The 21,468-nt window shown below is 69.4% G+C and carries 15 protein-coding genes, 2 tRNA genes and 1 pseudogene; 5 read left to right on the plus strand and 13 right to left on the minus strand.

The genetic code is table 11. From position 1 onward, the window contains the following. Positions 1-215 precede the first annotated feature (215 nt). Together D1369_RS20305 and D1369_RS20310 are read right to left on the minus strand one after the other, a co-directional pair. Entirely contained in the window at positions 216-1,100 is an 885-nt protein-coding gene (locus tag D1369_RS20305) for a rhomboid family intramembrane serine protease (RefSeq protein WP_007383301.1), read from the minus strand. Between the two features lie 104 nt (positions 1,101-1,204). Continuing rightward, positions 1,205-1,738 carry a peptidylprolyl isomerase gene (locus D1369_RS20310; RefSeq protein ID WP_007383300.1) on the minus strand — a complete coding sequence of 178 codons (534 nt, stop codon included), beginning with the start codon at positions 1,736-1,738 and terminating at the stop codon, positions 1,205-1,207. A 242-nt stretch (positions 1,739-1,980) separates the two neighbouring features. Here D1369_RS20310 and D1369_RS20315 point away from each other — a divergent pair, with 242 nt between their 5' ends. Together D1369_RS20315 and D1369_RS20320 are read left to right on the plus strand one after the other, a co-directional pair. Continuing rightward, positions 1,981-2,682, plus strand: coding sequence for a DUF5324 family protein (locus tag D1369_RS20315; protein ID WP_007383299.1), 702 nt, complete (start codon positions 1,981-1,983; stop codon positions 2,680-2,682). Between the two features lie 150 nt (positions 2,683-2,832). Then, a complete protein-coding gene (locus tag D1369_RS20320) occupies positions 2,833-3,783 on the plus strand; it encodes a hypothetical protein (protein WP_037900769.1) in 951 nt (316 codons plus the stop codon). A 114-nt stretch (positions 3,784-3,897) separates the two neighbouring features. Here the strand turns inward: D1369_RS20320 and D1369_RS20325 are convergent. Beyond that, positions 3,898-3,970, minus strand: a tRNA-Ala gene (locus D1369_RS20325). 186 nt (positions 3,971-4,156) lie between these two features. On the opposite strand from D1369_RS20325, the gene D1369_RS20330 reads away from it, so the two are divergent. Together D1369_RS20330 and D1369_RS20335 are read left to right on the plus strand one after the other, a co-directional pair. Beyond that, on the plus strand, positions 4,157-4,705 hold the full coding sequence (locus tag D1369_RS20330) for a DNA-binding protein (protein ID WP_007383297.1): 549 nt from the start codon (positions 4,157-4,159) through the stop codon (positions 4,703-4,705). A 233-nt stretch (positions 4,706-4,938) separates the two neighbouring features. Beyond that, positions 4,939-5,835 (plus strand): annotated as a pseudogene (locus D1369_RS20335) (serine/threonine-protein kinase); the annotation flags it as partial. Between the two features lie 2,170 nt (positions 5,836-8,005). Here D1369_RS20335 and D1369_RS20345 read toward each other — a convergent pair. After that, positions 8,006-9,433 (minus strand): hypothetical protein, encoded by a 1,428-nt coding sequence (locus D1369_RS20345; protein WP_037900764.1) that lies wholly within the window; start codon positions 9,431-9,433, stop codon positions 8,006-8,008. Between the two features lie 247 nt (positions 9,434-9,680). Beyond that, entirely contained in the window at positions 9,681-9,809 is a 129-nt protein-coding gene (locus D1369_RS43925; RefSeq protein WP_003999697.1) for a DLW-39 family protein, read from the minus strand. A gap of 339 nt (positions 9,810-10,148) precedes the next feature. Between D1369_RS43925 and D1369_RS20355 the strand changes: the two genes are divergently transcribed. Beyond that, the gene (locus D1369_RS20355) at positions 10,149-10,490 is read left to right on the plus strand and encodes a DUF6344 domain-containing protein (RefSeq protein ID WP_007383294.1); all 342 of its coding nucleotides are present in this window, start codon (positions 10,149-10,151) and stop codon (positions 10,488-10,490) included. A 445-nt stretch (positions 10,491-10,935) separates the two neighbouring features. Here the strand turns inward: D1369_RS20355 and D1369_RS20360 are convergent. From D1369_RS20360 to dnaN, 8 genes are all read right to left on the minus strand, one after another. After that, positions 10,936-11,012 (minus strand) — tRNA-Ile (locus tag D1369_RS20360). Between the two features lie 111 nt (positions 11,013-11,123). Beyond that, positions 11,124-11,954, minus strand: coding sequence for a DUF3566 domain-containing protein (locus tag D1369_RS20365; RefSeq protein WP_082319424.1), 831 nt, complete (start codon positions 11,952-11,954; stop codon positions 11,124-11,126). Positions 11,955-11,972: 18 nt separating this feature from the next. Continuing rightward, positions 11,973-14,570 carry a DNA gyrase subunit A gene (gene gyrA, locus D1369_RS20370; RefSeq protein ID WP_007383291.1) on the minus strand — a complete coding sequence of 866 codons (2,598 nt, stop codon included), beginning with the start codon at positions 14,568-14,570 and terminating at the stop codon, positions 11,973-11,975. Positions 14,571-14,612: 42 nt separating this feature from the next. Continuing rightward, positions 14,613-16,661, minus strand: a complete 2,049-nt coding sequence (gene gyrB, locus D1369_RS20375) for a DNA topoisomerase (ATP-hydrolyzing) subunit B (protein ID WP_205574482.1) — start codon at positions 16,659-16,661, stop codon at positions 14,613-14,615. A gap of 396 nt (positions 16,662-17,057) precedes the next feature. Next, positions 17,058-17,609, minus strand: coding sequence for a DciA family protein (locus tag D1369_RS20380; protein ID WP_007383289.1), 552 nt, complete (start codon positions 17,607-17,609; stop codon positions 17,058-17,060). Beyond that, positions 17,606-18,727 (minus strand): DNA replication/repair protein RecF, encoded by a 1,122-nt coding sequence (recF, locus tag D1369_RS20385; protein WP_007383288.1) that lies wholly within the window; start codon positions 18,725-18,727, stop codon positions 17,606-17,608. Before recF ends, D1369_RS20380 begins: the two co-directional genes overlap by 4 nt. 53 nt (positions 18,728-18,780) lie before the next feature. After that, positions 18,781-19,656, minus strand: a complete 876-nt coding sequence (gnd, locus tag D1369_RS20390; RefSeq protein ID WP_007383287.1) for a phosphogluconate dehydrogenase (NAD(+)-dependent, decarboxylating) — start codon at positions 19,654-19,656, stop codon at positions 18,781-18,783. Between the two features lie 135 nt (positions 19,657-19,791). Continuing rightward, positions 19,792-20,922 (minus strand): DNA polymerase III subunit beta, encoded by a 1,131-nt coding sequence (dnaN, locus tag D1369_RS20395; RefSeq protein WP_007383286.1) that lies wholly within the window; start codon positions 20,920-20,922, stop codon positions 19,792-19,794. Positions 20,923-21,468 lie beyond the last annotated feature (546 nt).

Consider the following 21,468-nt stretch of genomic DNA (forward strand, 5'->3'; position numbering starts at 1 on the left):
ACAGGCCCTGGGGAAAAGACGACGATCTGTGGATAACCCACAGGACGTTGACGCCGGTACGACCATCACACCAGCTCCCGCAAGCCTGTTCGCCCCCTGCCTGACCTGCACTAACGCGGGTCAGCGCCAGGGGGCACAGCTGTTCCCGAACTGTATGCACAAGATCGGGCACTCGCTGTGGAAAACGGCCGCTCAGAGGGGTCGTGCGGACCGTTTCAGGTCAGCTGGGCGGTCCGGACCACGATCATGACCGCGACGACCAACAGAACCAGCGCGCTGGTGCCGTACTGCACCAGCGCCCGCCGCTCGCGCGGGGCGTGGACCATGCCGTAGCCCGTGATGAGCCCGGCGACGAGGCCGCCGATGTGGGCCTGCCAGGAGATGCCGCTCCAGCTGAAGGTGAAGATCAGGTTGATCACCAGGAGCGCGATGATCGGCCGCAGGTCGTAGTTGAGCCGGCGCATCAGGACCGCGGTGGCGCCGAAGAGACCGAAGATGGCGCCGGAGGCCCCGAGCGTGGCCGTGCTCGGGGAGGCCAGCAGATAGGCCAGGGCGCCGCCCGCGAGCCCGGAGACGAAGTAGACCGTGAGGTAGCGGGCGCGGCCGAGGGCCGCTTCGAGGGGGCCGCCGAGCCACCACAGGCTCATCATGTTGAAGCCGATGTGCCAGATCTCCTGGTGCGCGAACATCGAGGTCACCAGGCGGTAGTACTGCCCGTCCGCGACACCTTCGGTGGGCTGGAAGGGCGCCGGCGGCCAGGCGCCGACGAGACTGAGATCCGTCGCCAGGGACGCCTTGGCCTGGATGGCGATGAACACCGCGACGTTGATCCCGATCAGGATCTTCGTGAACAGCCGGGGATCGGCCGTGACCGTGCCGCCCGCGATGGTGCGGGGCCTGGCCGTGGCCGGAGCCGGCCCGCTGCCGCCTCCGTCGCGCACGCAGTCGGGGCACTGGAAGCCGACGGAGGCGCTGACCATGCACTCGGGGCAGATGGGGCGCTCGCAGCGGGTGCAGCGGATGCCGGTCTCACGGTCCGGGTGCCGGTAGCAGCCAGGCAGGTTCTGGGCCTCCGGTGAGGTGCCCGCCTCCTGATTCATGCGATCCCCTAACTCGCCCTGAGCCGTCGTGCCCACATGCACCGCCCCGCTCATCCTTACGGTTGAGCGGGGCGTTTGGTTCCCTTCGCGGTGGTTGCCGGGGCTCAGCCCTGGCGCGTCTCCACGACGACCTGCTCGATGACGACGTCGTTCACCGGACGGTCGTTGGGGCGGGTGGTCTTGACGCCGGCGATGGCGTCGACGACCTTCTGGCTGGCCGGGTCCGTGACCTCGCCGAAGATGGTGTGCTTGCGGTTCAGCCAGGCCGTCGGGGAGACGGTGATGAAGAACTGCGAGCCGTTGGTGCCGGGGCCGGCGTTGGCCATGGCGAGGAGGTAGGGCTTGTTGAAGCCGAGGTCGGGGTGGAACTCGTCCTCGAACTCGTAGCCGGGGCCGCCGATGCCGGTGCCCAGCGGGTCGCCGCCCTGGATCATGAAGCCGCTGATGACGCGGTGGAAGATCGTGCCGTCGTAGAGCTTCTTGGTGGACTTCTCACCGGTGCCCGGGTGCGTCCACTCGCGCTCGCCCTGGGCGAGTTCGACGAAGTTCTTGACCGTCTTCGGGGCGTGGTTCGGCAGGAGCCGGACTTCGATGTCGCCGTGGTTGGTCTTCAGGGTGGCGTAAAGCTGCTCGGCCACGATCTGCCTTCCGTTGTCTTCTTGTGCCCGACCGATCCTCGCACGGATCCGGCCGAGGAGGGTCCGGGCAGGGGCGCGGAGCGGCGATCCGTGGCATTGTCGTCGACAAGCTCCTGTTGCCACGCATTCATCCATTATTGATCCGGATGCCCGCCCTCAGGTGCCGGGCTGTGCTCCGGCAGGCATGATCCGTAAAAGGGTGGAAAGTCGAATTACCGTACGCCACCGAGGAGGAGGATCCCGTGACCCGCATCGACAGCGTGCGCGCCGCGACCGGTTCGGCGAAGGACAGCGTGCTGCACGCCGCGGAAGCGGTGGCGCCCTACGCCGACACGGCCAAGGACAAGGCCTCGCACTACGCGACGGAGGCACGCGTACGGCTCGCGCCCAAGGTCTCGCAGGCGGCGGAGCAGGCGCGTGTCCAGTACGGCGTTTATGTCGCGCCGCGTCTGGAGCAGGCCCGTACGCATGTTCCGCCGAAGGTCGACCAGGCCGCCCACGAGGCCGCCGAACGCACCCGAAAGGCAGCTCGGCAGGCCGCCGACTATTCCCGCCCGAGGATCGAGCAGGCCGTCGCCGCGGCCGGCCCGGTCCGTGAGGAGGCCACGGCCCGCAGCGTGGCCGCCCTGGCCGCACTGCGCGGTCAGATCACGCCCAAGGAGGTCCGGAAGCTGGTCCGCAAGCACGAGCGGCGGGCCCGCGCTGGACGGCTCGCCAAGGCGCTGGCGGTCGCGGGCATCGTCGCGGGCGGCGCCTACGCCGCCTGGAAGTGGTGGGACAAGCAGGCCAACCCCGATTGGCTGGTCGAGCCGCCCGCCGCGACCGAGGTGCCCGAGGCGGGCCGGCTGACGTCCGTGGACGGCACCGGCCAGGCCGTCCTGGACCCTGAGGTCCAGGCGAAGGAGGCCGAGGAGGACGCCGCAAGGCACGACGAAGGGCGCTGACGCCGAGACCGGCGTGTACCAGCGGTGGGGCGGAGATTCTCCGCCCCACCGTCATGTTCACCCGACGGTGTGAGCGAACCGGTACGGCAGCGCTCCCGTGCACCACAGTCGCCGGGGACACCTCTGCGCACCGGACGGACTGCCGCCCTGATGAACCTCTCGCGCCGCGGGCCGCTCGCCCTGGCCGCCGTACTGCTGCTCCTGGCCTCGGCCTGCACCGCCCGCGCCCCCGAGCCCGCGGCGGTTTCCGCGTACGGCGCGTACGTCGGCTACGACCCCGCGGACGTGGGCCGTCTCGACGCGCTCGGCGCCTGGCTCGGCGGCCCGGCGCCCCGGGTCGGGCATGTGTACCTGCCCGGCGACCGCTGGAGCAACATCGAGGGGGCGCCGGACTATCTGGGGGCCTGGGCGGCCTGGCGACGGGCCGATCCGCGGCGGATGTTCGTCCTGAACGTGCCGATGCTGGAGCACACGGAGGCGCACCTTCCCGACAGCACGGTCCGCGAGGAGCTCCGGCGCGGTGCGGACGGCGACTACGACGGCCACTTCCGCGCCCTGGCCCGGCGGTTGGGGGCTCTCGGCGTCCCGGACACGATCGTCGTCCTCGGCTGGGAGATGAACGGCACCACCTACACCCACCGCTGCGGTCCGGACCCGGCCGCGTGGAAGGCGTACTGGACGAGGATCGTGCGGGCGATGCGCTCGGTGCCCGGTCAGCGCCTCCGCTTCGAGTTCACGCCCAGCCGCGGCCGCGACGCGATCCCGTGGCCGCGCTGCTATCCGGGCGACGGGGTGGTCGACATCATCGGCATGGATGCCTACGACGCCCCGCGCGGCCTGCGCTTTTCTGACCAGGTGACCGAGCCGTACGGCCTGCGCGCCCACGTCCGCTTCGCCCGCGCCCACCGCAAACCCTTCTCGTACCAGGAGTGGGGCCTGTACGAGAACGGTGACGACCCGGCGTACGTGCGCGGCATGCTCACCTGGTTCGCCCGGCAGCGTCCCCTCTACCAGGCCATCACGGACTACTGCCCGCACGGTGTGTGGGGTTGCCGGGCCCATCCGAGGTCGGCTGCGGTGTACCGCTCGCTGCTGAGGTAGCTCCAAGGGCCGTCAGGACCTTCAAGGACGGCATCAGCGTTCCACTCCGCTTCCACCGCGCGCACGAAAAACCCCTCCGCCTGCATATCCGCAGGTCGGAGGGGATTTCTGGAGTGGAGCCTAGGGGAGTCGAACCCCTGACATCTGCCATGCAAAGACAGCGCTCTACCAACTGAGCTAAGGCCCCGGGAAGAGGAACGTCCGCCGGAAGAACCACGTACCGGTGGGCGCCGCAGACCAGAGTACCGGGTCACCCCCGGGATTCCGCAAAAAGGATTGGGGGTCCCCGTGAACGACCACTCTCCGTAAGATGCTCAACCGTGGTTCGCTGTCGCGAACCACGGTTTTTTGGGGAAGCGATGGGGAGACGCACATGGACGCCGCACAGCAGGAAGCGACCGCAAGAGCGCGGGAACTGCAGCGGAACTGGTATGGGGAGCCGCTGGGGGCGCTCTTCCGTAAGCTCATAGACGACCTGGGCCTCAACCAGGCTCGTCTGGCGGGGGTGCTGGGACTGTCCGCTCCGATGCTGTCGCAGCTGATGAGCGGTCAGCGGGCGAAGATCGGCAATCCTGCCGTGGTCCAGCGGGTGCAGCTGCTGCAGGACCTGGCGGGGCAGGTCGCGGACGGCAGCGTGAGCGCGGCCGAGGCGACCGAGCGCATGGAAGAGATCAAGAAGTCGCAGGGGGGTTCGGTGCTCAGCAACACCACGACCACGACGAGCAGTTCGGGTGCGCCGACGGTCAAGCGGGTCGTCCGCGAGATCCAGTCGCTGCTGCGCTCGGTTGCCGCCGCCGGAGACATCATCGACGCGGCCGACACTCTCGCCCCGACCCACCCGGAACTGGCAGAGTTCCTCCGGGTCTACGGCGCCGGCCGCACCTCCGACGCGGTCACGCACTACCAGTCCCACCAGAACTGAGCCGTCCGCCCGGTCGCCGAAGGGGGTTCGGCAGCCGGGGCGGTGGCGGTGCCAGGGAGGAGCGCGGGGGGTCGCGCTCCTCACCGGCGGGCGACATACGGGGGTGTGTCGGCCGCCGAGGAGACGAGGAACACGGGGCCGTATCTCTCATCCGGGAGGCCACGAGGGAGTCGTATCGCTCATCACGGGGGAAGCAAGGGGGATAGCCGCAGGGGGAGGAGCGACGCGCAGTCATGGGTGAGGTGTTCGCCGGCCGGTACGAACTGGCCGATCCGATCGGACGCGGAGGCGTCGGCGCCGTCTGGCGTGCCTGGGACCACCGGCGCCGCCGCTATGTGGCCGCCAAGGTCCTGCTGCAGAGCGACGCCCACTCTCTGTTGCGCTTCGTCCGCGAACAGGCCCTGCGGATCGACCACCCCCATGTCCTCGCGCCCGCCAGCTGGGCCGCCGACGACGACAAGGTCCTGTTCACCATGGACCTGGTCGCCGGCGGCTCGCTGGTCCATCTGATCGGGGACTACGGTCCGCTGCCGCCCGCCTTCGTCTGCACTCTCCTCGATCAACTCCTCGCGGGGCTGGCCGCGGTGCACGCGGAAGGTGTCGTGCACCGTGACATCAAGCCCGCCAACATCCTGCTGGAAGCCACCGGCACCGCCCGCCCGCGACTGCGGCTGTCCGACTTCGGCATCGCCATGCGGCTGGGCGAACCCCGCCTGACCGAGACCAACCTCGTCGTGGGCACGCCCGGCTATCTCGCCCCCGAGCAGATGATGGGTGCGGAACCGGACTTCCCTGCCGACCTGTTCGCCGTCGGTCTGGTCGCGCTGTACCTCCTGGAGGGCGCCAAGCCCGACGCCAAGGCACTCATCCAGTACTTCGCCGCCCACGGCACCCCCGGCGCGCCCCAGAGCGTCCCCGAACCGCTCTGGCAGGTCGTGGCGTCTCTCCTCCAGCCGGACCCCCAGGCCCGCTTCCGCACCGCCACGGGGGCCCGCAAAGCCCTCGCCGCCGCCAGAGAACTCCTCCCTGATCCCGGCCCCGACGATGAGACCATCGAAATCTTCGACCAACTCGGGCCCCTGCCGCCCGGGTTCGGCCCGGAAGGCCCCCTCAAGCAGGCACCGGGCGTGGACCCGAACCGGACACGGAACGGCGGGTCCGGGACAGGGGGAGCGACGCGCTTCGGGATGGGTGACGGAAGCGGGGGTTCGTTCGGGGGCGGTGGGAGGAGCGGTGTCCCCTCCCAGGGCGCCGGAGGAAACGCGGGGTCTTTCGGGGCCGACGGAGGAAATGGCGGGCCTTTCTGGCGGGGCCCCGGCGAAGGCGCCGGCGGAGCCGGGGGTGCGGGAGTCGGAGCCGGTGGTGCGGGAGCCGGTGGTGCTGGGGCGGGTGTCGGTGTGGGAGCCGGTGGTGTTGCTGGGCCCGGGGCTGGTGCCGCTGTTGAATCGGGTGCCGGTGGGGGCTCTGGCGGTGCCGCTGAACCTGGTGCCGATGCTGAGGCCGGCTCTGGGGCCGGTGCCGGTGCCGGTGCCGGTGGGGCGCACAGTGGTGGTGAGGTCGGTGAGTGGCCTTCGTGGCCTGGTCAGGGCAACGGCGTGGTCTCCCGGCCGGTTGAGGAAGGTGGGGCGCCCTCCTGGTTCGGTGAAGGAAACGGTGTGGGGCCGCGGCCTGGTGACGCCGGCGAGGCTTCCTTCCGGTCCGGCGAGAGGAGTGGGCCGGGTGCCTTCCGGACTGGGGACGCGGATCGGGCAGCCTCCTGGCCCGACGAAAGAAACGGGCTGGAGCCCCGGCCCGACCAAGCGAGCGGAACCCCTCCCCAGCCCGGCGACAACAGCAGGCCGCCCACCTCGCAACCCAGAGACCCGAGCCTGGCACCCTCCTGGCCCGGCGACGGCAACACGGCGGGATTCCGGCCCGACCAAACAGGCGGGCCTCCCGTCCAGCCGGGCGACAGAAGAGGACCCGCCCCCTCCCAGCCCCAGGGGGCAAGCGGAGCGCCCAACTGGTCCGGCGAAGGAAACGGACGGTCCTCCCACCCCGAGGCGCCAGGCGGGGTGCCCTCCTGGCAGAGCGAGGTAGGTGGCATACCTTCCCAGCCTCACGAGGCAAGCGAGACGCCTTACCAGCCCAGCGAGGCAGATGGGACCGCGTACGAGCACGGTGAGCCGAACGGGCCCGTGTACCGGCCCGGCGACGCGGACGGACCCGCTTACCCACCTGGTGAGCCGAGCGGGCCTGGGTTCCGGCACGGCGAAGCGTACGGGGCAGCCTCCTGGCCCGGTGAGGGAAACCAGTCGTCCTGGCCCGACCGAGGAAGCGACCAGTCCTGGCCCGGCGAGGGCAGCGACGTCTCCCGGCGTCCCGGGAAGAGCGGTCCCGTATCCCGGCCTGCTGAAGGAAACCCACCACCCCCTTGGCCCGCGGAGGCAAACTCGACGTCCTGGCCCAGGGAATCGAACGCGGCGCCATGGCCCGAACAGGCCGACCGGACGTCCTGGCCCCGCGAGGCCGGCCCTCCGCGCTCTCCAGGTACCGGCGCCCCCGCTATCCATCTGAACACCGGCACCAGCGCGTCCTCCCCCACCACAGGCCACGGGACCCCCTGGCCTGATCCCGCCGACGGCCCGTCCTCGGCGTCGGACACCGGCAGCTTCCATCTGCCGGCGCCCCAGCCCACGGACTCCCGTTCGCAGCCCCTCAGCCCACCGGAGCGCCGGCCACAACCGCACCACCGCCACGCCCACCCACAGGCCCAAGCACAACCACACCGGCCTGCCACCCCGGCACACTCCGCCTACGTCTCCCCCCACGACCCCACACCCTCCACTCACGTCCTGCCCTCCCCCCAACCCCAAGCCCCACGCTTCCCCGCGCAGGCACCGGCACCGGCCCCGCACCAGCTCCACGCTGATACCTCTACTGCTTCGTACACCGCTCAGAGCCCGCAGGTTCCACTCCCCACCAGGTCACTTTCGCGGGCACGCCGCAGCGGCCCACCCGCAAGGGTGGCGATCCCTCTCCTGCTCCTGGCCCTGGCCTGCTACGCCGTGGGGTTCTGGGCACTCACCCGGATCTGAGGACCCGGCACCCCGACAGACCGGGCTCCTGAAGGGCTCGCGCCCCAGGCAGTCGCCCCGATCGGGCGGCAAAGCAGCCGCACTCGATCCAGACACCGAGCGCCCGCATCCCGGCAACCCCAAGGCTCCGGAGCACACATCCCTGAAGCCCGACAGCGCAGCCAAAGGTTCCAGGACCCGCCCCGCCCTGCACCCCAGCCAAAGGCTCCGGGACTCGCCCCCCCTACACCCCGGCAGCCCTCCGCCGCCCCACCACAACCCACACCCCGAGAACCGCCAACAGCAAGGTCCCCGCCCCGATCCCCCCGACGGCCACCAGCTTCATCCCGGCACCGCCACCGCCGTCCCCACCAGCGTCACTCGAACCCGCGTCCCCCACCGTCCCCGAGCCCCGCCCAAGAAGCCCCACCTGGAAGATCCCCGAAGGCTCGGACCGCCCCGCGTAACCGGGCCCGGCCGTCGCCTCCCCCTTCACCCGCACACGCAGCGTCAGCCCGAACGACCCGTCCCCGAACTCCTCGCCCACCCGCGCGGCGAGATGCACGACGAGGTAGTACGACCCTGCGAACCGCATCCCGCCCACCCGGTCGGAAACGGCGTACCGGTTGTCGTACCCGACCGGTGGCAGGGCGGCGAGCGCGCCCGATTTCTGGCTGCCGTTGTAACTGATGCTGGTGTCGTCGACGAGGCCGCGCACGGGGTTGTACAGCGCGAGATTCACGCCCCCCGGCACAAAGCCCCCGCCCTCCCCGCCGGCGCTCGCGCTGCTCAGATCGGCCGTGGCGTACACCTGCTGCCCCCAGTCGACGGGCACCTTGTAGAACAGCGTCTGTCCGGGCCGCACGTCGTCGCGCCAGGCTCCCTGCTCCAGCGCAGTCGCCGAGGTGAAGCCCCCGCCGCCCCGCCGCCGTACGGCCTCACCGCCGGGAGGCGAGGGCGTGGCCGAGTCCCAGGCCTCGGGCGCACTGGTCGAACCGGCCTTCCGCAGCCGCGGCTCCAGTACGGGTGCCAGCTCCAGGTCCCAGTCACCCGGCGAGGACTCGGTGCGCAGCACCCGCTCGACGACGACGTAGTACGTACCGGCGTCCCGGCACAGCGACCGGCTCGACGGGAGCTTACGCGCGCCCCACACAGTGAGAGGTCGGGGGCTGCGGCCGGCGCCGATGCTGGCGGTGTCCGGCGCGGAGCAGGTACGGCCGTCGGCGTCCTGTACGGACACCCTGACGCCTTCCGTAGCGGTGACCGCGGCGTCCGTCGGGGGTACGGCCGTCGCGGCGACGTACACGGTCGACGTGCCGTCGAGTACGAGGCGGTAGTAGACCTTGCCCTCGCTCGGCAGCGAACTCAGGTACGTGGTGCCGGGGTCAAGACGCTCGGCGTCCCCGGTGTCCGTAGCTCCCCTGACCGACGGGGCTCCCTCGGCGAAGGCGTACGAGGAACCCGTAGTCGAGGAAGAGGCCGTGGCCGAGGAAGAAGCCGTTGTGGACGAAGAAGCCGTGGCGGAGGAAGAAGGAGAAGCCGAAGGGGACCTGAGGGGGGCGGCCGACGCGGCGAAGCCGCCAGATCCCGGCGCACCGCCCACCGCGCCCAGGACGACCCACCCGACCGCCACGACGGCCACCCGCCACCACGCCGTACGCCGCCGCCCCATCCCGCGCCACCCCTCCGTGCCCGCGCCCGAGCTCCTACGACCGACCGTCACCGATGCGCCATGCCCGCCCGTGCGGCCGGGCGGACGTGGCCCATCCTGCCCCGCCGGGCCGCCGCCCACCCTCGCAATCCGTACGACCGTCCGAAACCCCGGTCGCCGCTGAGTCCGGCGCCGAGCGTGGCCTCGGACAACACAAAACCCCGACCGCAACAACGGCCGGGGTCTGTTCAGAACCGGATGTCGGTCCTCACGAACCCGTGGGCACGGAGTCAGTCGCCTCCGTCCACAGATCCTGCTCGGCGCGATCCGCCTGGATCTGGCGGTACACGAGGAGCCCGCCGATGGCGGCCAGTGCGACCAGGAGAAGCTTCTTCACCGCGCGACCTCGTCTTTCCTTGACGTAGGGGACCTCTGGCGCCCGACTATACACACCGACCGATACCGATCGGTGACCTGCATCCGGGCCCTCAACTCCGGTCGGGAACGGCCCAATAGAAGCGGAAGAGGGGCCTCCGATCGACGGGTGATCACACCTCCTCGGGCGGTCACTTCAGACCCTTTAATACCGCTTCTCCACTTTTTCGCGCTCTATGCACCCATCCGTGTGGTGTTCATCTGAAGATCGACGCGCCACAGGCTCAGGTCCGTGCTTTCGAGGCGCCCATACACATCATGAGGAAAGTACGCAAATCGCCCAACCCGAAAGTGAGGGACCATGGCCCGGAACAAGGTCATGAAGCTGTGGACCGTCGTCATCACCGCCGTCCTCGCGCTGTTCACGGCGCTCGGACTCATCACGACGACCGCAGCCTCTGCCGTACCGCAGACCCAGCCGGCCGGCAACAGCGCCATCGCACACCCGGCGCCCCCGGCGATCTCCCAGGGCCTCTGGTCCTACGTCAGGTCGCTGCCACCCACGATGAAGCAGCGCATCCGGGCGGAGGCCCACGGGAAGACTCCCAGTTGCCGCGCCCGCTCCCTCGCCGACACGGACACGGCCGCGGACCCGGGCACGGAGGCGGACACGGCCGAACCGGCCGGCACGGACTGCACCTGACGTCCCTGCCCCGCCCGAGTCCCACCGAAGACGGACCGAAGACGAACCGAAGACGAACTAAGCCGAATCGCAGAAGCACTGACGAACAAGCACTGACGAAGCAGCAAAGACGCAACAAAGACGGCTCGAGAAAGCGCCGAAGAAGTGACGACGTCGCACACCGCACACCGCACACCGCACGGAAACACCCGCGGGACGCCCCCCGGAGGACACCGCACACGATGAACGCGCCATCCGTGTTCACCGGCCCCTGCACCCGCTCAGGGCTTCGCACCGACACCCTGGCCCGAGACACAGAGCTCGCCGCCTACGGGATCGGCCATGACCACCCACGCCTGGTCACCCTGACCGACTCGACACGCTTGGCAACATCGCACAGCCATGTGTCGGCCGCAGATGACAGATGACAAAAACCCCCAACCATGCCGGTTGAGGGTCTTCGTGCTGGTGGGGCTAACAGGATTTGAACCTGTGGCCTCATCCTTATCAGGGATGCGCTCTAACCAACTGAGCTATAGCCCCGCCGCGCTCTGCGGAGTGTGTCCCGCGCGCTGACTCCTGAAGATTAGCGCACGACGTGGGCAGTCCCAAAATCGGTTCCCCGAGGACCGCCCCCGCACGTTTGAGGCAGGGTTACTCGTCCTCGGCCAGCGTCAGCTCGACGCCGCCGACGAAGCCCGCGGAGAGGTTGTAGATGAACGCGCCGAGGGTCGCGAGCGCCGTCGCGAGGACGACGTCGATGACCGCGATGATCGACGTGAACATCAGGACGTTCGGCAGGGAGAGGAACGCCTGGAGGTCGAAGCCGTTCGACTCGTTCGAGCCGGTCGCCTCGGAGATCGTCCCGCCGACCGTCGCGAAGACGCCCATCGCGTCCATGACCATCCACAGCACGGCGGCCGCGACGATCGTGCAGATGCCGAGCGCGATGGAGAGCAGGAAGCTGACCTTCATGACGGACCACGGGTCGGCCTTGGCCACCCGCAGACGTGCCTTGCGGGTACGGGGCATGGTGCGCGCGCCGGTGCGCGGGCGGCGTACGGCACCGGCCTGGGCGGCCTGTGTCGGGTAGGCCTGCGGCGGGTGGTATGGGCCGGCCTGCTGCTGCGGCTGCCGTTCCCCCGGCAGCGGGGAGGGCGCAGGCTGGGGCTGCACCGCAGCCTGCGGCGGTGCGGCGGGCGCCGTCGGCTGGGCCGGCGGCTGGGTGTCCGTCACAGGTCCCCCCTGGGGTCCACGAGTCTCGGGCGAGCGCGACTCCGTCGCGGGCGGCTTGATCGCCTTGAGTTGAGTCGTGTGCGTATCTGTCGGATGCGGTTCCGTGGCCCGCGCCTCCGGAGCACGCGCGTCTGCCGCCCGCGCGTCTGTCGCACGCGCGGCGGAGCCACGGCCGCCGCCGTCTGCCTCCGTGCCGGGGGTGGGTCCCCTAGAGGTTCCGGTCGATCCGGCGCCCGTGGCTCCGCTCACGATGACTCACTCCTCGTGCTACTCGGCCGAGGGTGCCTCACCCTCGTCCGTGCCGATGGTCTCGGCGGCACCCTCGACGGTCTCGTCGTCGGCCACATCGCCTTCGACCTCCTCCGCCTCACGTCCCGCCTCGGCGTTACGTGCGATGCCGACCACGGCATCGCGCTTGCCCAGGTTGATCAGTTGGACGCCCATGGTGTCACGGCCCGTCTCCCTGACTCCGTTGACTCGCGTACGAATCACACCGCCGGACAGCGTGATGGCGAGGATCTCGTCGGTCTCCTCGACCACCAGCGCACCGACGAGCGATCCGCGGTCCTCCACGATCTTGGCAGCCTTGATACCGAGGCCGCCGCGACCCTGGACGCGGTACTCGTCGACGGGGGTCCGCTTCGCGTACCCGCCGTCCGTAGCAGTGAACACGAACGTACCGGGTCGAACAACATTCATCGAGAGCAGCTCGTCTCCCTCACGGAAGCTCATGCCCTTGACACCCGAGGTGGCCCGGCCCATGGGACGCAGGGTGTCGTCCGAGGCGGTGAACCTGATCGACTGCGCCTTCTTGCTGATCAGAAGCAGATCACTGTCGGCCGAGACGAGTTCGGCGCCGATCAGTTCGTCGTCCGAACCGTCCTCGCGCTCCCGCAGATTGATGGCGATGACACCACCTGAACGCGGAGAGTCGTAATCCTTCAGTGACGTCTTCTTGACCAGACCCGCCTTTGTGGCGAGCACCAGGTACGGCGCCGCGTCGTAGTCGCGGATCGCGAGGATCTCGGCGATCGCCTCGTCCGGCTGGAAGGCCAGCAGGTTGGCGACGTGCTGTCCGCGCGCGTCCCGCCCGGCGTCCGGCAGTTCGTACGCCTTGGCCCGGTAGACGCGGCCCTTGTTGGTGAAGAACAGCAGCCAGTGGTGCGTGGTGGAGACGAAGAAGTGGTCGACGATGTCGTCTTCCTTGAGCTTCGTCCCGCGCACGCCCTTGCCGCCGCGCTTCTGGGCGCGGTAGTCGACGGCCTTGGTGCGCTTGACGTAACCGCCGCGCGACACCGTGACGACGATGTCCTCCTCGGCGATGAGGTCCTCGATGGACATGTCACCGTCGTAGGGCACCAGCATGGTCTTGCGGTCGTCGCCGTACTTCTCGACGATCGCGGCGAGTTCGGCACTGACGATGCCGCGCTGGCGGACCGGCGAGGCGAGGATCTCGTTGTACTCGGTGATCTTCGCCTGGAGTTCGTCGTGCTCCTGAACGATCTTCTGGCGCTCCAGGGCGGCGAGTCGGCGCAGCTGCATCTCGAGGATGGCGTTCGCCTGGATCTCGTCGATCTCCAGGAGCTCCATCAGGCCCGTGCGCGCGATGTCGACGGTGTCGCTGCGCCGGATCAGCGCGATGACCTCGTCGATGGCGTCCAGGGCCTTCAGCAGACCGCGCAGGATGTGCGCCCGCTCCTCGGCCTTGCGCAGCCGGAACTTCGTACGGCGGACGATGACCTCGATCTGGTGCGCCACCCAGTGCCGGATGAACGCGTCCAGGGACAGCGTGCGCGGAACCCCGTCGACGAGCGCCAGCATGTTGGCGCCGAAGTTCGACTGCAGGTCCGTGTGCTTGTAGAGGTTGTTCAGGACGACCTTGGCGACCGCGTCCCGCTTGAGGACGATCACGAGCCGCTGCCCCGTACGCGACGACGTCTCGTCCCGGACGTCCGCGATGCCGCCGACCTTGCCGTCCTTCACCAGGTCGGCGATCTTCTGCGCGAGGTTGTCGGGGTTGGTCTGGTACGGCAGTTCCGTGACCACCAGGCACTGGCGGTTCTGGATCTCCTCGACCTCGACGACCGCGCGCATGGTGATGGAGCCGCGACCGGTGCGGTACGCCTCCTCGATGCCCTTGCGGCCGACGACGAGGGCGCCGGTCGGGAAGTCGGGGCCCTTGATGCGCTCCATGAGCGCGTCCAGCAGTTCCTCGTGCGAGGCCTCGGGGTTCTCCAGGTACCACTGGGCGCCGGCCGCGACCTCGCGCAGGTTGTGCGGCGGGATGTTGGTGGCCATGCCGACCGCGATACCGGCCGAGCCGTTGATCAGCAGGTTCGGGAAGCGGGCCGGCAGGACGGTCGGCTCCTGAGAGCGGCCGTCGTAGTTGTCCGTGAAGTCGACGGTCTCCTCGTCGATGTCGCGGACCATCTCCATGGACAGCGGCGCCATCTTGCACTCGGTGTAGCGCATGGCCGCCGCCGGGTCGTTGCCCGGGGAGCCGAAGTTGCCGTTGGAGTCGACAAGCGGCATCCGCATCGACCACGGCTGGGCGAGGCGCACCAGGGCGTCGTAGATCGAGGAGTCGCCATGCGGGTGGTAGTTGCCCATGACGTCGCCGACCACGCGCGCGCACTTGTAGAAGCCGCGCTCGGGGCGGTAACCGCCGTCATACATGGCGTACAGGACGCGGCGGTGGACGGGCTTGAGGCCGTCCCGGACGTCCGGCAGCGCGCGGGACACGATGACGGACATCGCGTAGTCCAGGTACGAACGCTGCATCTCGGTCTCGAGCCCGACGGGCTCGACACGCTGGGCGATGATGCCGCCTGCTTCGGGGGTGGCAGGGGTGATGTCGTCGGCCATTGCGGGTGAAGATCCTTCCTGGTGCGGTCAGCTGAGACCGACTCAGATGTCGAGGAAGCGGACGTCCTTGGCGTTGCGCTGGATGAACTGGCGACGGGCCTCGACGTCCTCGCCCATCAGGACGGAGAACAGGTCGTCCGCCTGGGCGGCGTCGTCGAGGGTGACCTGGCCGAGGACGCGGTGCTCCTGGTCCATGGTGGTCACGCGCAGTTCCTCGGCGTTCATCTCGCCGAGACCCTTGAAGCGCTGGATGGAGTCCTCGCGGATGCGCTTGCCACGCTGGCGGCCCATCTCGATCAGCGCGTCGCGCTCGCGGTCGGAGTAGGCGTACTCGATGTCGTCCCGGCCCCACTTGATCTTGTACAGGGGAGGACGGGAGAGGTACACGTGCCCGGCCTCGACCAGCGGCCGCATGAAGCGGAACAGGAAGGTCAGCAGCAGGGTGGAGATGTGCTGGCCGTCGACGTCGGCGTCCGCCATCAGGATGATCTTGTGATAGCGCAGCTTCTCGATGTCGAAGTCCTCGTGGACTCCGGTGCCGAAGGCGGAGATCAGTGCCTGGATCTCCTGGTTCTGCAGGATCTTGTCGATCCGCGCCTTCTCGACGTTCAGGATCTTGCCGCGGATCGGGAGGATGGCCTGGTACTCCGGGTTCCGGCCGGACTTGGCGGAGCCGCCGGCGGAGTCACCCTCGACGATGAAGATCTCGCACTTGGTGGGGTCGTTCGACTGGCAGTCGGAGAGCTTGCCCGGCAGGGACGCGGTCTCCAGCAGGCCCTTGCGGCGGGTCAGGTCGCGGGCCTTGCGGGCCGCCACGCGCGCGGTGGCCGCCTGGATGGACTTGCGGATGATGTCCGCGGCCTCGACGGGGTTGCGGTCCAGCCAGTCGGTGAGGTGCTCGTAGACGACCTTCTGGACGAAGGTCTTCACCTCGGTGTTGCCCAGCTTGGTCTTGGTCTGGCCCTCGAACTGCGGCTCGCTCAGCTTCACCGAGATGATCGCGGTCAGGCCCTCGCGGATGTCGTCACCCGTGAGGTTGTCGTCCTTCTCGCGCAGCAGCTTCTTGTCGCGCGCGTACTTGTTGATCAGCGAGGTCAGCGCCGCCCGGAAGCCCTCCTCGTGCGTGCCGCCCTCGTGCGTGTGGATGATGTTGGCGAAGGAGTACACACCCTCGCTGTAACCGCCGTTCCACTGCATCGCGAGCTCGAGGGAGAGGCTCTTGTCCTTGTCCTCGGCCTCGAGGTCGATCACGGTGGGGTGGACGACCTCTCCCTTGCGGGAGTTGAGGTACTTCACGAAGTCGACGATGCCGCCCTCGTAGTGGTACGAGACGGTCTTGACCTCGTGCTTCTCGTCCTCGCCCGCCTCGTCCGCGCCGGCCGTGGCCTTCGCCGACTCGCGCTCGTCGGTGAGGTTGATGCGCAGGCCCTTGTTGAGGAACGCCATCTCCTGAAAGCGCCGGGAGAGCGTCTCGAAGGAGTACTCGGTGGTCTCGAAGATGTCCGGGTCGGCCCAGAAGGTGACCGTGGTGCCGTGCTCGTCCGTGGCCTCGTGCTGGGCCAGCGGGGCCGTCGGCACGCCCAGCTTGTAGTCCTGTGTCCAGCGGTAGCCGTCGGTCTTGATCTCGACGGACACCTTGGTCGACAGGGCGTTCACGACGGAGACACCCACGCCGTGCAGACCGCCGGAGACCGCGTAGCCGCCGCCACCGAACTTGCCGCCCGCGTGCAGCACGGTCAGCACGACCTCGACGGCCGGCTTGCCCTCGGAGGGGACGATGCCCACCGGGATACCGCGGCCGTTGTCGATGACGCGCACGCCGCCGTCGGCGAGGATCGTCACGTCGATGGTGTCCGCGTGGCCGGCCAGCGCCTCGTCCACGGAGTTGTCGACGACCTCCTGCACCAGGTGGTGCAGGCCGCGCTCGCCGGTCGAGCCGATGTACATACCGGGTCGCTTGCGGACCGCGTCCAGACCCTCGAGGACGGTGATGGCGCTGGCGTCGTACGAGGCGGTTACCTCGCCGTTCGACGAGGTCGCCTCGACGTCGGTGGACGGAATGTTCTCGTTGGGGTTGCCGGAATCGGCCACGAAGCGCCCTTTCTGGCACAGCACGAGCCGGGCTCGTCGGCGGGTTGCCGGAGCGGCTGCGGCATGTTGCGTTGGTAAGCCTTGATCAGCGTTGCTCAGCTTCTCCCGGGCGGTCCCCACGGTCGGGGCGGGATTGGCTTCCAGTCTACCGGTAGCGCCGACACTGATGGGGGTTTGCGGGTACCTGAGTCCGCATGTGCCGCCCTGAACCGGCGTCTTCCGGGTCCCCATATACGGAGCGGGGCTCCAAGAGGCTCACGGAGGCTTTCAGCGCTTCTGGCTGTCACGCCTTGGCTACTTGGGAGTCAGGTCCCAATTCGCGACCGCGTGCCGTGCCACGACGAAGGCGTCGGCGGCGCCCCGAAGGCACCGCCGACGCCCTTGATGTGATGTCTGTCACCCGTAGGTGTCGCCGGGTCCCGTGCTGCCGGGGGCGCGCAGCGGACCGTAGCGACGAGGGGGTCCGCCGGGGCCGTTCACCTTGATCAACTTCACGGCGCCGTGCCCGAGATCCTCGTTCAGACGGGCCACCAACTGCGGCGCGAGCAGCCGCAGGTTCGTCGCCCAGGCCGTCGAGTCGCAGCGCACCACCAGGACCCGCTCGTCCTCGTCGTACTTCTCCGGCTCGCAGTGCTTGGCCACGTCCTCGCCCACGATCTCCGGCCAGCGCCCCATCACCCCGCCCACCGCGGCCGGCGCCTCCCAGCCGCGCTCGGTGATCAGGCGGTTGATGGCGGCGCCGAACGCCATCGGGTCGCGTCCGTCGGCGCGCGCGCCGGAGCGCAGACCGCCACCGCGCCGCGCCTGCCGCTTCTGCTGCGCCGCGTCCCCACGCGCGCGTGCCTGTTCCTTCGCGGCCCTGAGCGCCACGCGCGCGAGATCGACACCGGAGGGCTCGGCGGGCTTGGGGTTCTCGGCGTTCTCGGCGGGGCCTGGTCCGTCGCTCATACGCGCTCCACCGCCCCCTCGGACACGGCGTACCGCGTCCCCGCCAGCACATGCGGCACGTCGTCGTCGACCGCCGCCGTCACCAGGACCTGCTCACCGGGCGCGACCAGCTCGGCCAGCCGCTCACGGCGACGGGTGTCCAGCTCGGCGAACACGTCGTCGAGGATCAGCACGGGCTCGTTGCCCTCGGCCCGGAGCAGGTCGTACGACGCGAGGCGCAACGCCAGCGCGTACGACCAGGACTCGCCGTGCGAGGCGTATCCCTTGGCGGGCAGCTGACCGAGTTTGAGATTCAGATCGTCCCGGTGCGGGCCTACGAGGGTCACGCCCCGCTCGATCTCCTGCTTGCGCGCCTCCGCGAGCGCCGCCATCAACTGCTCGTGGAGAGCCTCGCGCGTGTGCGCCTCGCCGGGCGCGGACGGCTTGTACTCCAGGGCGATTGGGCCGCCGCCCGGGGCCAGTTGTTCGTACGCCTTGTCGGTCAGGGGCTGCAGCGCGGCGATCAGGTCGAGCCGCTGGGCGAGCAACTCGGCGCCCACGCGCGCGAGGTGCTGGTCCCACACGTCGAGGGTGGACAGGTCCATCGAGCGGCCGCCGTGCCGCCTCGCGAGCGCGGCCGACTTCAGCAGGGTGTTGCGCTGCTTGAGGACCCGCTCGTAGTCGGAACGGACACCGGCCATGCGCGGCGAGCGCGCGGTGATCAGCTCGTCCAGGAAGCGGCGCCGCTCACCCGGGTCGCCCTTCACCAGCGCGAGATCCTCCGGCGCGAACAGCACCGTGCGCACGATCCCGAGCACATCACGCGGCCTGACCTGCGAGGACCTGTTGATGCGGGCCCGGTTCGCCTTGCCGGGGTTCAGCTCCAGCTCGACCAGCTGCTGTCGCTCGCCCTGTCTGACCTGCGCCCGGACGATCGCACGGTCGGCACCCATGCGGACCAGGGGAGCGTCGGAGGCGACCCGGTGGCTGCCGAGGGTGGCGAGGTAGCCGATCGCCTCGACCAGGTTCGTCTTGCCCTGTCCGTTGGGGCCCACGAACGCGGTGACGCCCGGGTCGAGCGGGACTTCGACCCGGGCGTACGAGCGGAAGTCGGCCAGCGACAGGTGCGTGACGTGCATGGTCGGTCGCCGACCTCCCCCAGCTTGTGGACTGTGGTGAACAGCCCTGTGGATTACTTCGTCTCGACCGCGTGGCCGCCGAACTGGTTGCGCAGCGCCGCGATCATCTTCATCTGCGGCGAGTCGTCCTGGCGGGACGCGAACCGCGCGAACAGGGAGGCGGTGATCGCCGGCAGCGGCACCGCGTGGTCGATGGCGGCCTCCACGGTCCACCGGCCCTCGCCGGAGTCCTGTGCGTAACCGCGCAGCTTGTCCAGGTGCTCGTCCTCGTCGAGGGCGTTGACCGCGAGGTCGAGGAGCCAGGAACGGATGACCGTGCCCTCCTGCCAGGAGCGGAAGACCTCCCGGACGTCGGTCACGGAGTCGACCTTCTCCAGGAGCTCCCAGCCCTCGGCATAGGCCTGCATCATCGCGTACTCGATGCCGTTGTGGACCATCTTCGCGAAGTGGCCCGCGCCGACCTTGCCCGCGTGCACCGCTCCGGCGTCGCCCTCGGGCTTGAGGGCGTCGAAGACCGGCTGCACCTTGGCGACGTTCTCCGCGTCGCCGCCGTACATCAGCGCGTAGCCGTTCTCCAGGCCCCACACGCCGCCGGAGACGCCGCAGTCGACGAAGCCGATGCCCTTGGCGGCGAGCTCCTCGGCGTGCTTCTCGTCGTCCGTCCAGCGGGAGTTCCCACCGTCCACCACGACGTCGCCGGGCTCCAGGAGCTCGGCCAGCTCGTCGATGGTCGCCTGGGTCGGCGCACCGGCCGGGACCATCACCCACACGACCCGCGGGCCCTGCAACGCGTCCACAAGCTCCTTGAGGCTGTGGACATCGGCGAGGTCCGGGTTGCGGTCGTATCCGATCACGGTGTGGCCTGCGCGGCGGATCCGCTCGCGCATGTTGCCGCCCATCTTGCCGAGGCCGACGAGACCGAGCTCCATCAGTTGTTCCTTAGGTTGCTGTGGCGTGTGAGGCACCTTCGTACCCACGTACGAGCCTAAACCCGGACGCTCACGCACACCTGTGGGCATACGCGCTCAAACGTATGCCCTCACCTGGGGCTTTGACTCAGCCGCTCAGCCGCTCAGCCGCACCGGCATGATCAGGTACTTGTAGGCCTCGTCCGCCTCGGCGTCCAGGGCCGGCTTGCCGCTCAGCAGCGCGGGCTTGGTGGACGTCGTGAAGGACAGCTGGGCCACCGGGGAGTCGATGGCGCTCAGGCCGTCCAGCAGGAAGGTCGGGTTGAAGGCGATCGAGACGTCGTCGCCCTCCAGGTGGGCGTCAACCCTTTCCACAGCCTGTGCGTCGTCGCTGGAACCGGCCTCCAGGATGAGCACGCCCTGCTCGAAGCTCAGCCGCACCGGGGTGTTGCGCTCGGCGACCAGGGCCACACGCTTGACGGCCTCCACGAAGGGGGCGGTCTCGATCACGGCCACGGAGTTGAACTCCGTCGGGAACAGCGAGCGGTACTTCGGCAGGTCGCCTTCGAGCAGACGCGTGGTGGTACGACGGCCCGCGCCCTCGAAGCCGATCAGGCCCTCGCCCGCGCCCGAACCGGACAGCGCCAGGATGACGCTGTCGCCGCTCGTGAGGGCCTTGGCGGTGTCCAGGAGCGTCTTGGCGGGCACCAGGGCCACCGCGGACGCCTCCGGGTTCTCCGGCTTCCACAGGAACTCGCGGACCGCGAAGCGGTAGCGGTCGGTGGACGCCAGCGTGACGGTGTCGCCCTCGATCTCGATGCGCACACCGGTCAGGACGGGAAGCGTGTCGTCTCGGCCCGCGGCGATGGCCACCTGGGCGGCGGCGGAGGCGAAGACCTCACCCGGGACGGTGCCCGTGGCGCTCGGCATCTGCGGCAGCGCCGGGTACTCCTCCACAGGCAGGGTGTGGAGGGTGAAGCGCGAGGAGCCGCAGACCACGGTCGCCCGTACACCGTCTGTGGAAATCTCCACCGGGCGGTTGGGCAGTGCACGGCAGATGTCGGCGAGCAGGCGGCCGGAGACGAGCACCGTGCCCTCCTCCTCGACCTCGGCCTCCACGGAGACCCGCGCGGAGACCTCGTAGTCGAAGCTGGACAGGCTCAGCTGGCCTTCCTCGGCCTTCAGGAGAAGGCCGGCGAGGACAGGCGCCGGCGGACGGGCCGGGAGGCTGCGCGCCGCCCAGGCCACTGCCTCCGCGAGTACGTCGCGTTCCACCCGGATCTTCACTGTTGCCGCCTCCTGCTGTTGCCGGCGCTGCTCGGCCTGCCTGGCTTCGTCGTCTGTCTCGGTGTCGTCGGCCCCTGTGCCGGGAAGGACACCGGGGAACAGTCTGACGCACCCCACTGACAGTAGGTGCCTCTCGGGGTCAAGTCGTGACGAGGGGCAGTCGGGAGCCGGACAGCGAGTTGTGCACAGGCCCCACTTCGAAACGGATTCCCAGCTCTCTCTAGTTGGGAGTAGTAGTAGGGGCTGTGGATACCGTGGATAACCCTGTTTTCCCAGCTCAGAGCGGGAATTTTGTCCACCGGCCCTGTGGGCGACGGCGGTGGACAACCAGGCGTATCTGTGGAGAACAGAAAGTTCTGCACACTCCGTGCACAGCCTGAGGCGACTTCTCCCCAGCGCCGTCCCCAGCTTTACCCGTCTTTCCCACAGCCCAACCCGGCACCTTCGTGTGACGCCTTTCACTCGACCCGGTGATCAGGCGCGTCGCGTTGCCGAACAGTGGACAGGCATGTGGAGAAGCTGGTGATCGCTGGGGACAACCGGCCC

Origin of the sequence: Streptomyces sp. CC0208 (genome assembly GCF_003443735.1) — a bacterium.
Classification (GTDB): Bacteria; Actinomycetota; Actinomycetes; order Streptomycetales; family Streptomycetaceae; genus Streptomyces; species Streptomyces sviceus.

What these genes read in the sequence shown, in the direction of transcription:
- recF (WP_007383288.1), bottom strand. Translation starts at nt 18,727, where the DNA reads ATGCACGTCACGCACCTGTCGCTGGCCGACTTCCGCTCGTACGCCCGG.
- D1369_RS20345 (WP_037900764.1), bottom strand. Translation starts at nt 9,433, where the DNA reads ATGGGGCGGCGGCGTACGGCGTGGTGGCGGGTGGCCGTCGTGGCGGTC.
- gyrA (WP_007383291.1), bottom strand. Translation starts at nt 14,570, where the DNA reads ATGGCCGACGACATCACCCCTGCCACCCCCGAAGCAGGCGGCATCATC.
- D1369_RS20380 (WP_007383289.1), bottom strand. Translation starts at nt 17,609, where the DNA reads ATGAGCGACGGACCAGGCCCCGCCGAGAACGCCGAGAACCCCAAGCCC.
- D1369_RS20330 (WP_007383297.1), top strand. Translation starts at nt 4,157, where the DNA reads ATGGACGCCGCACAGCAGGAAGCGACCGCAAGAGCGCGGGAACTGCAG.
- D1369_RS20355 (WP_007383294.1), top strand. Translation starts at nt 10,149, where the DNA reads ATGGCCCGGAACAAGGTCATGAAGCTGTGGACCGTCGTCATCACCGCC.
- gnd (WP_007383287.1), bottom strand. Translation starts at nt 19,656, where the DNA reads ATGGAGCTCGGTCTCGTCGGCCTCGGCAAGATGGGCGGCAACATGCGC.
- D1369_RS20305 (WP_007383301.1), bottom strand. Translation starts at nt 1,100, where the DNA reads ATGAATCAGGAGGCGGGCACCTCACCGGAGGCCCAGAACCTGCCTGGC.
- D1369_RS20320 (WP_037900769.1), top strand. Translation starts at nt 2,833, where the DNA reads ATGAACCTCTCGCGCCGCGGGCCGCTCGCCCTGGCCGCCGTACTGCTG.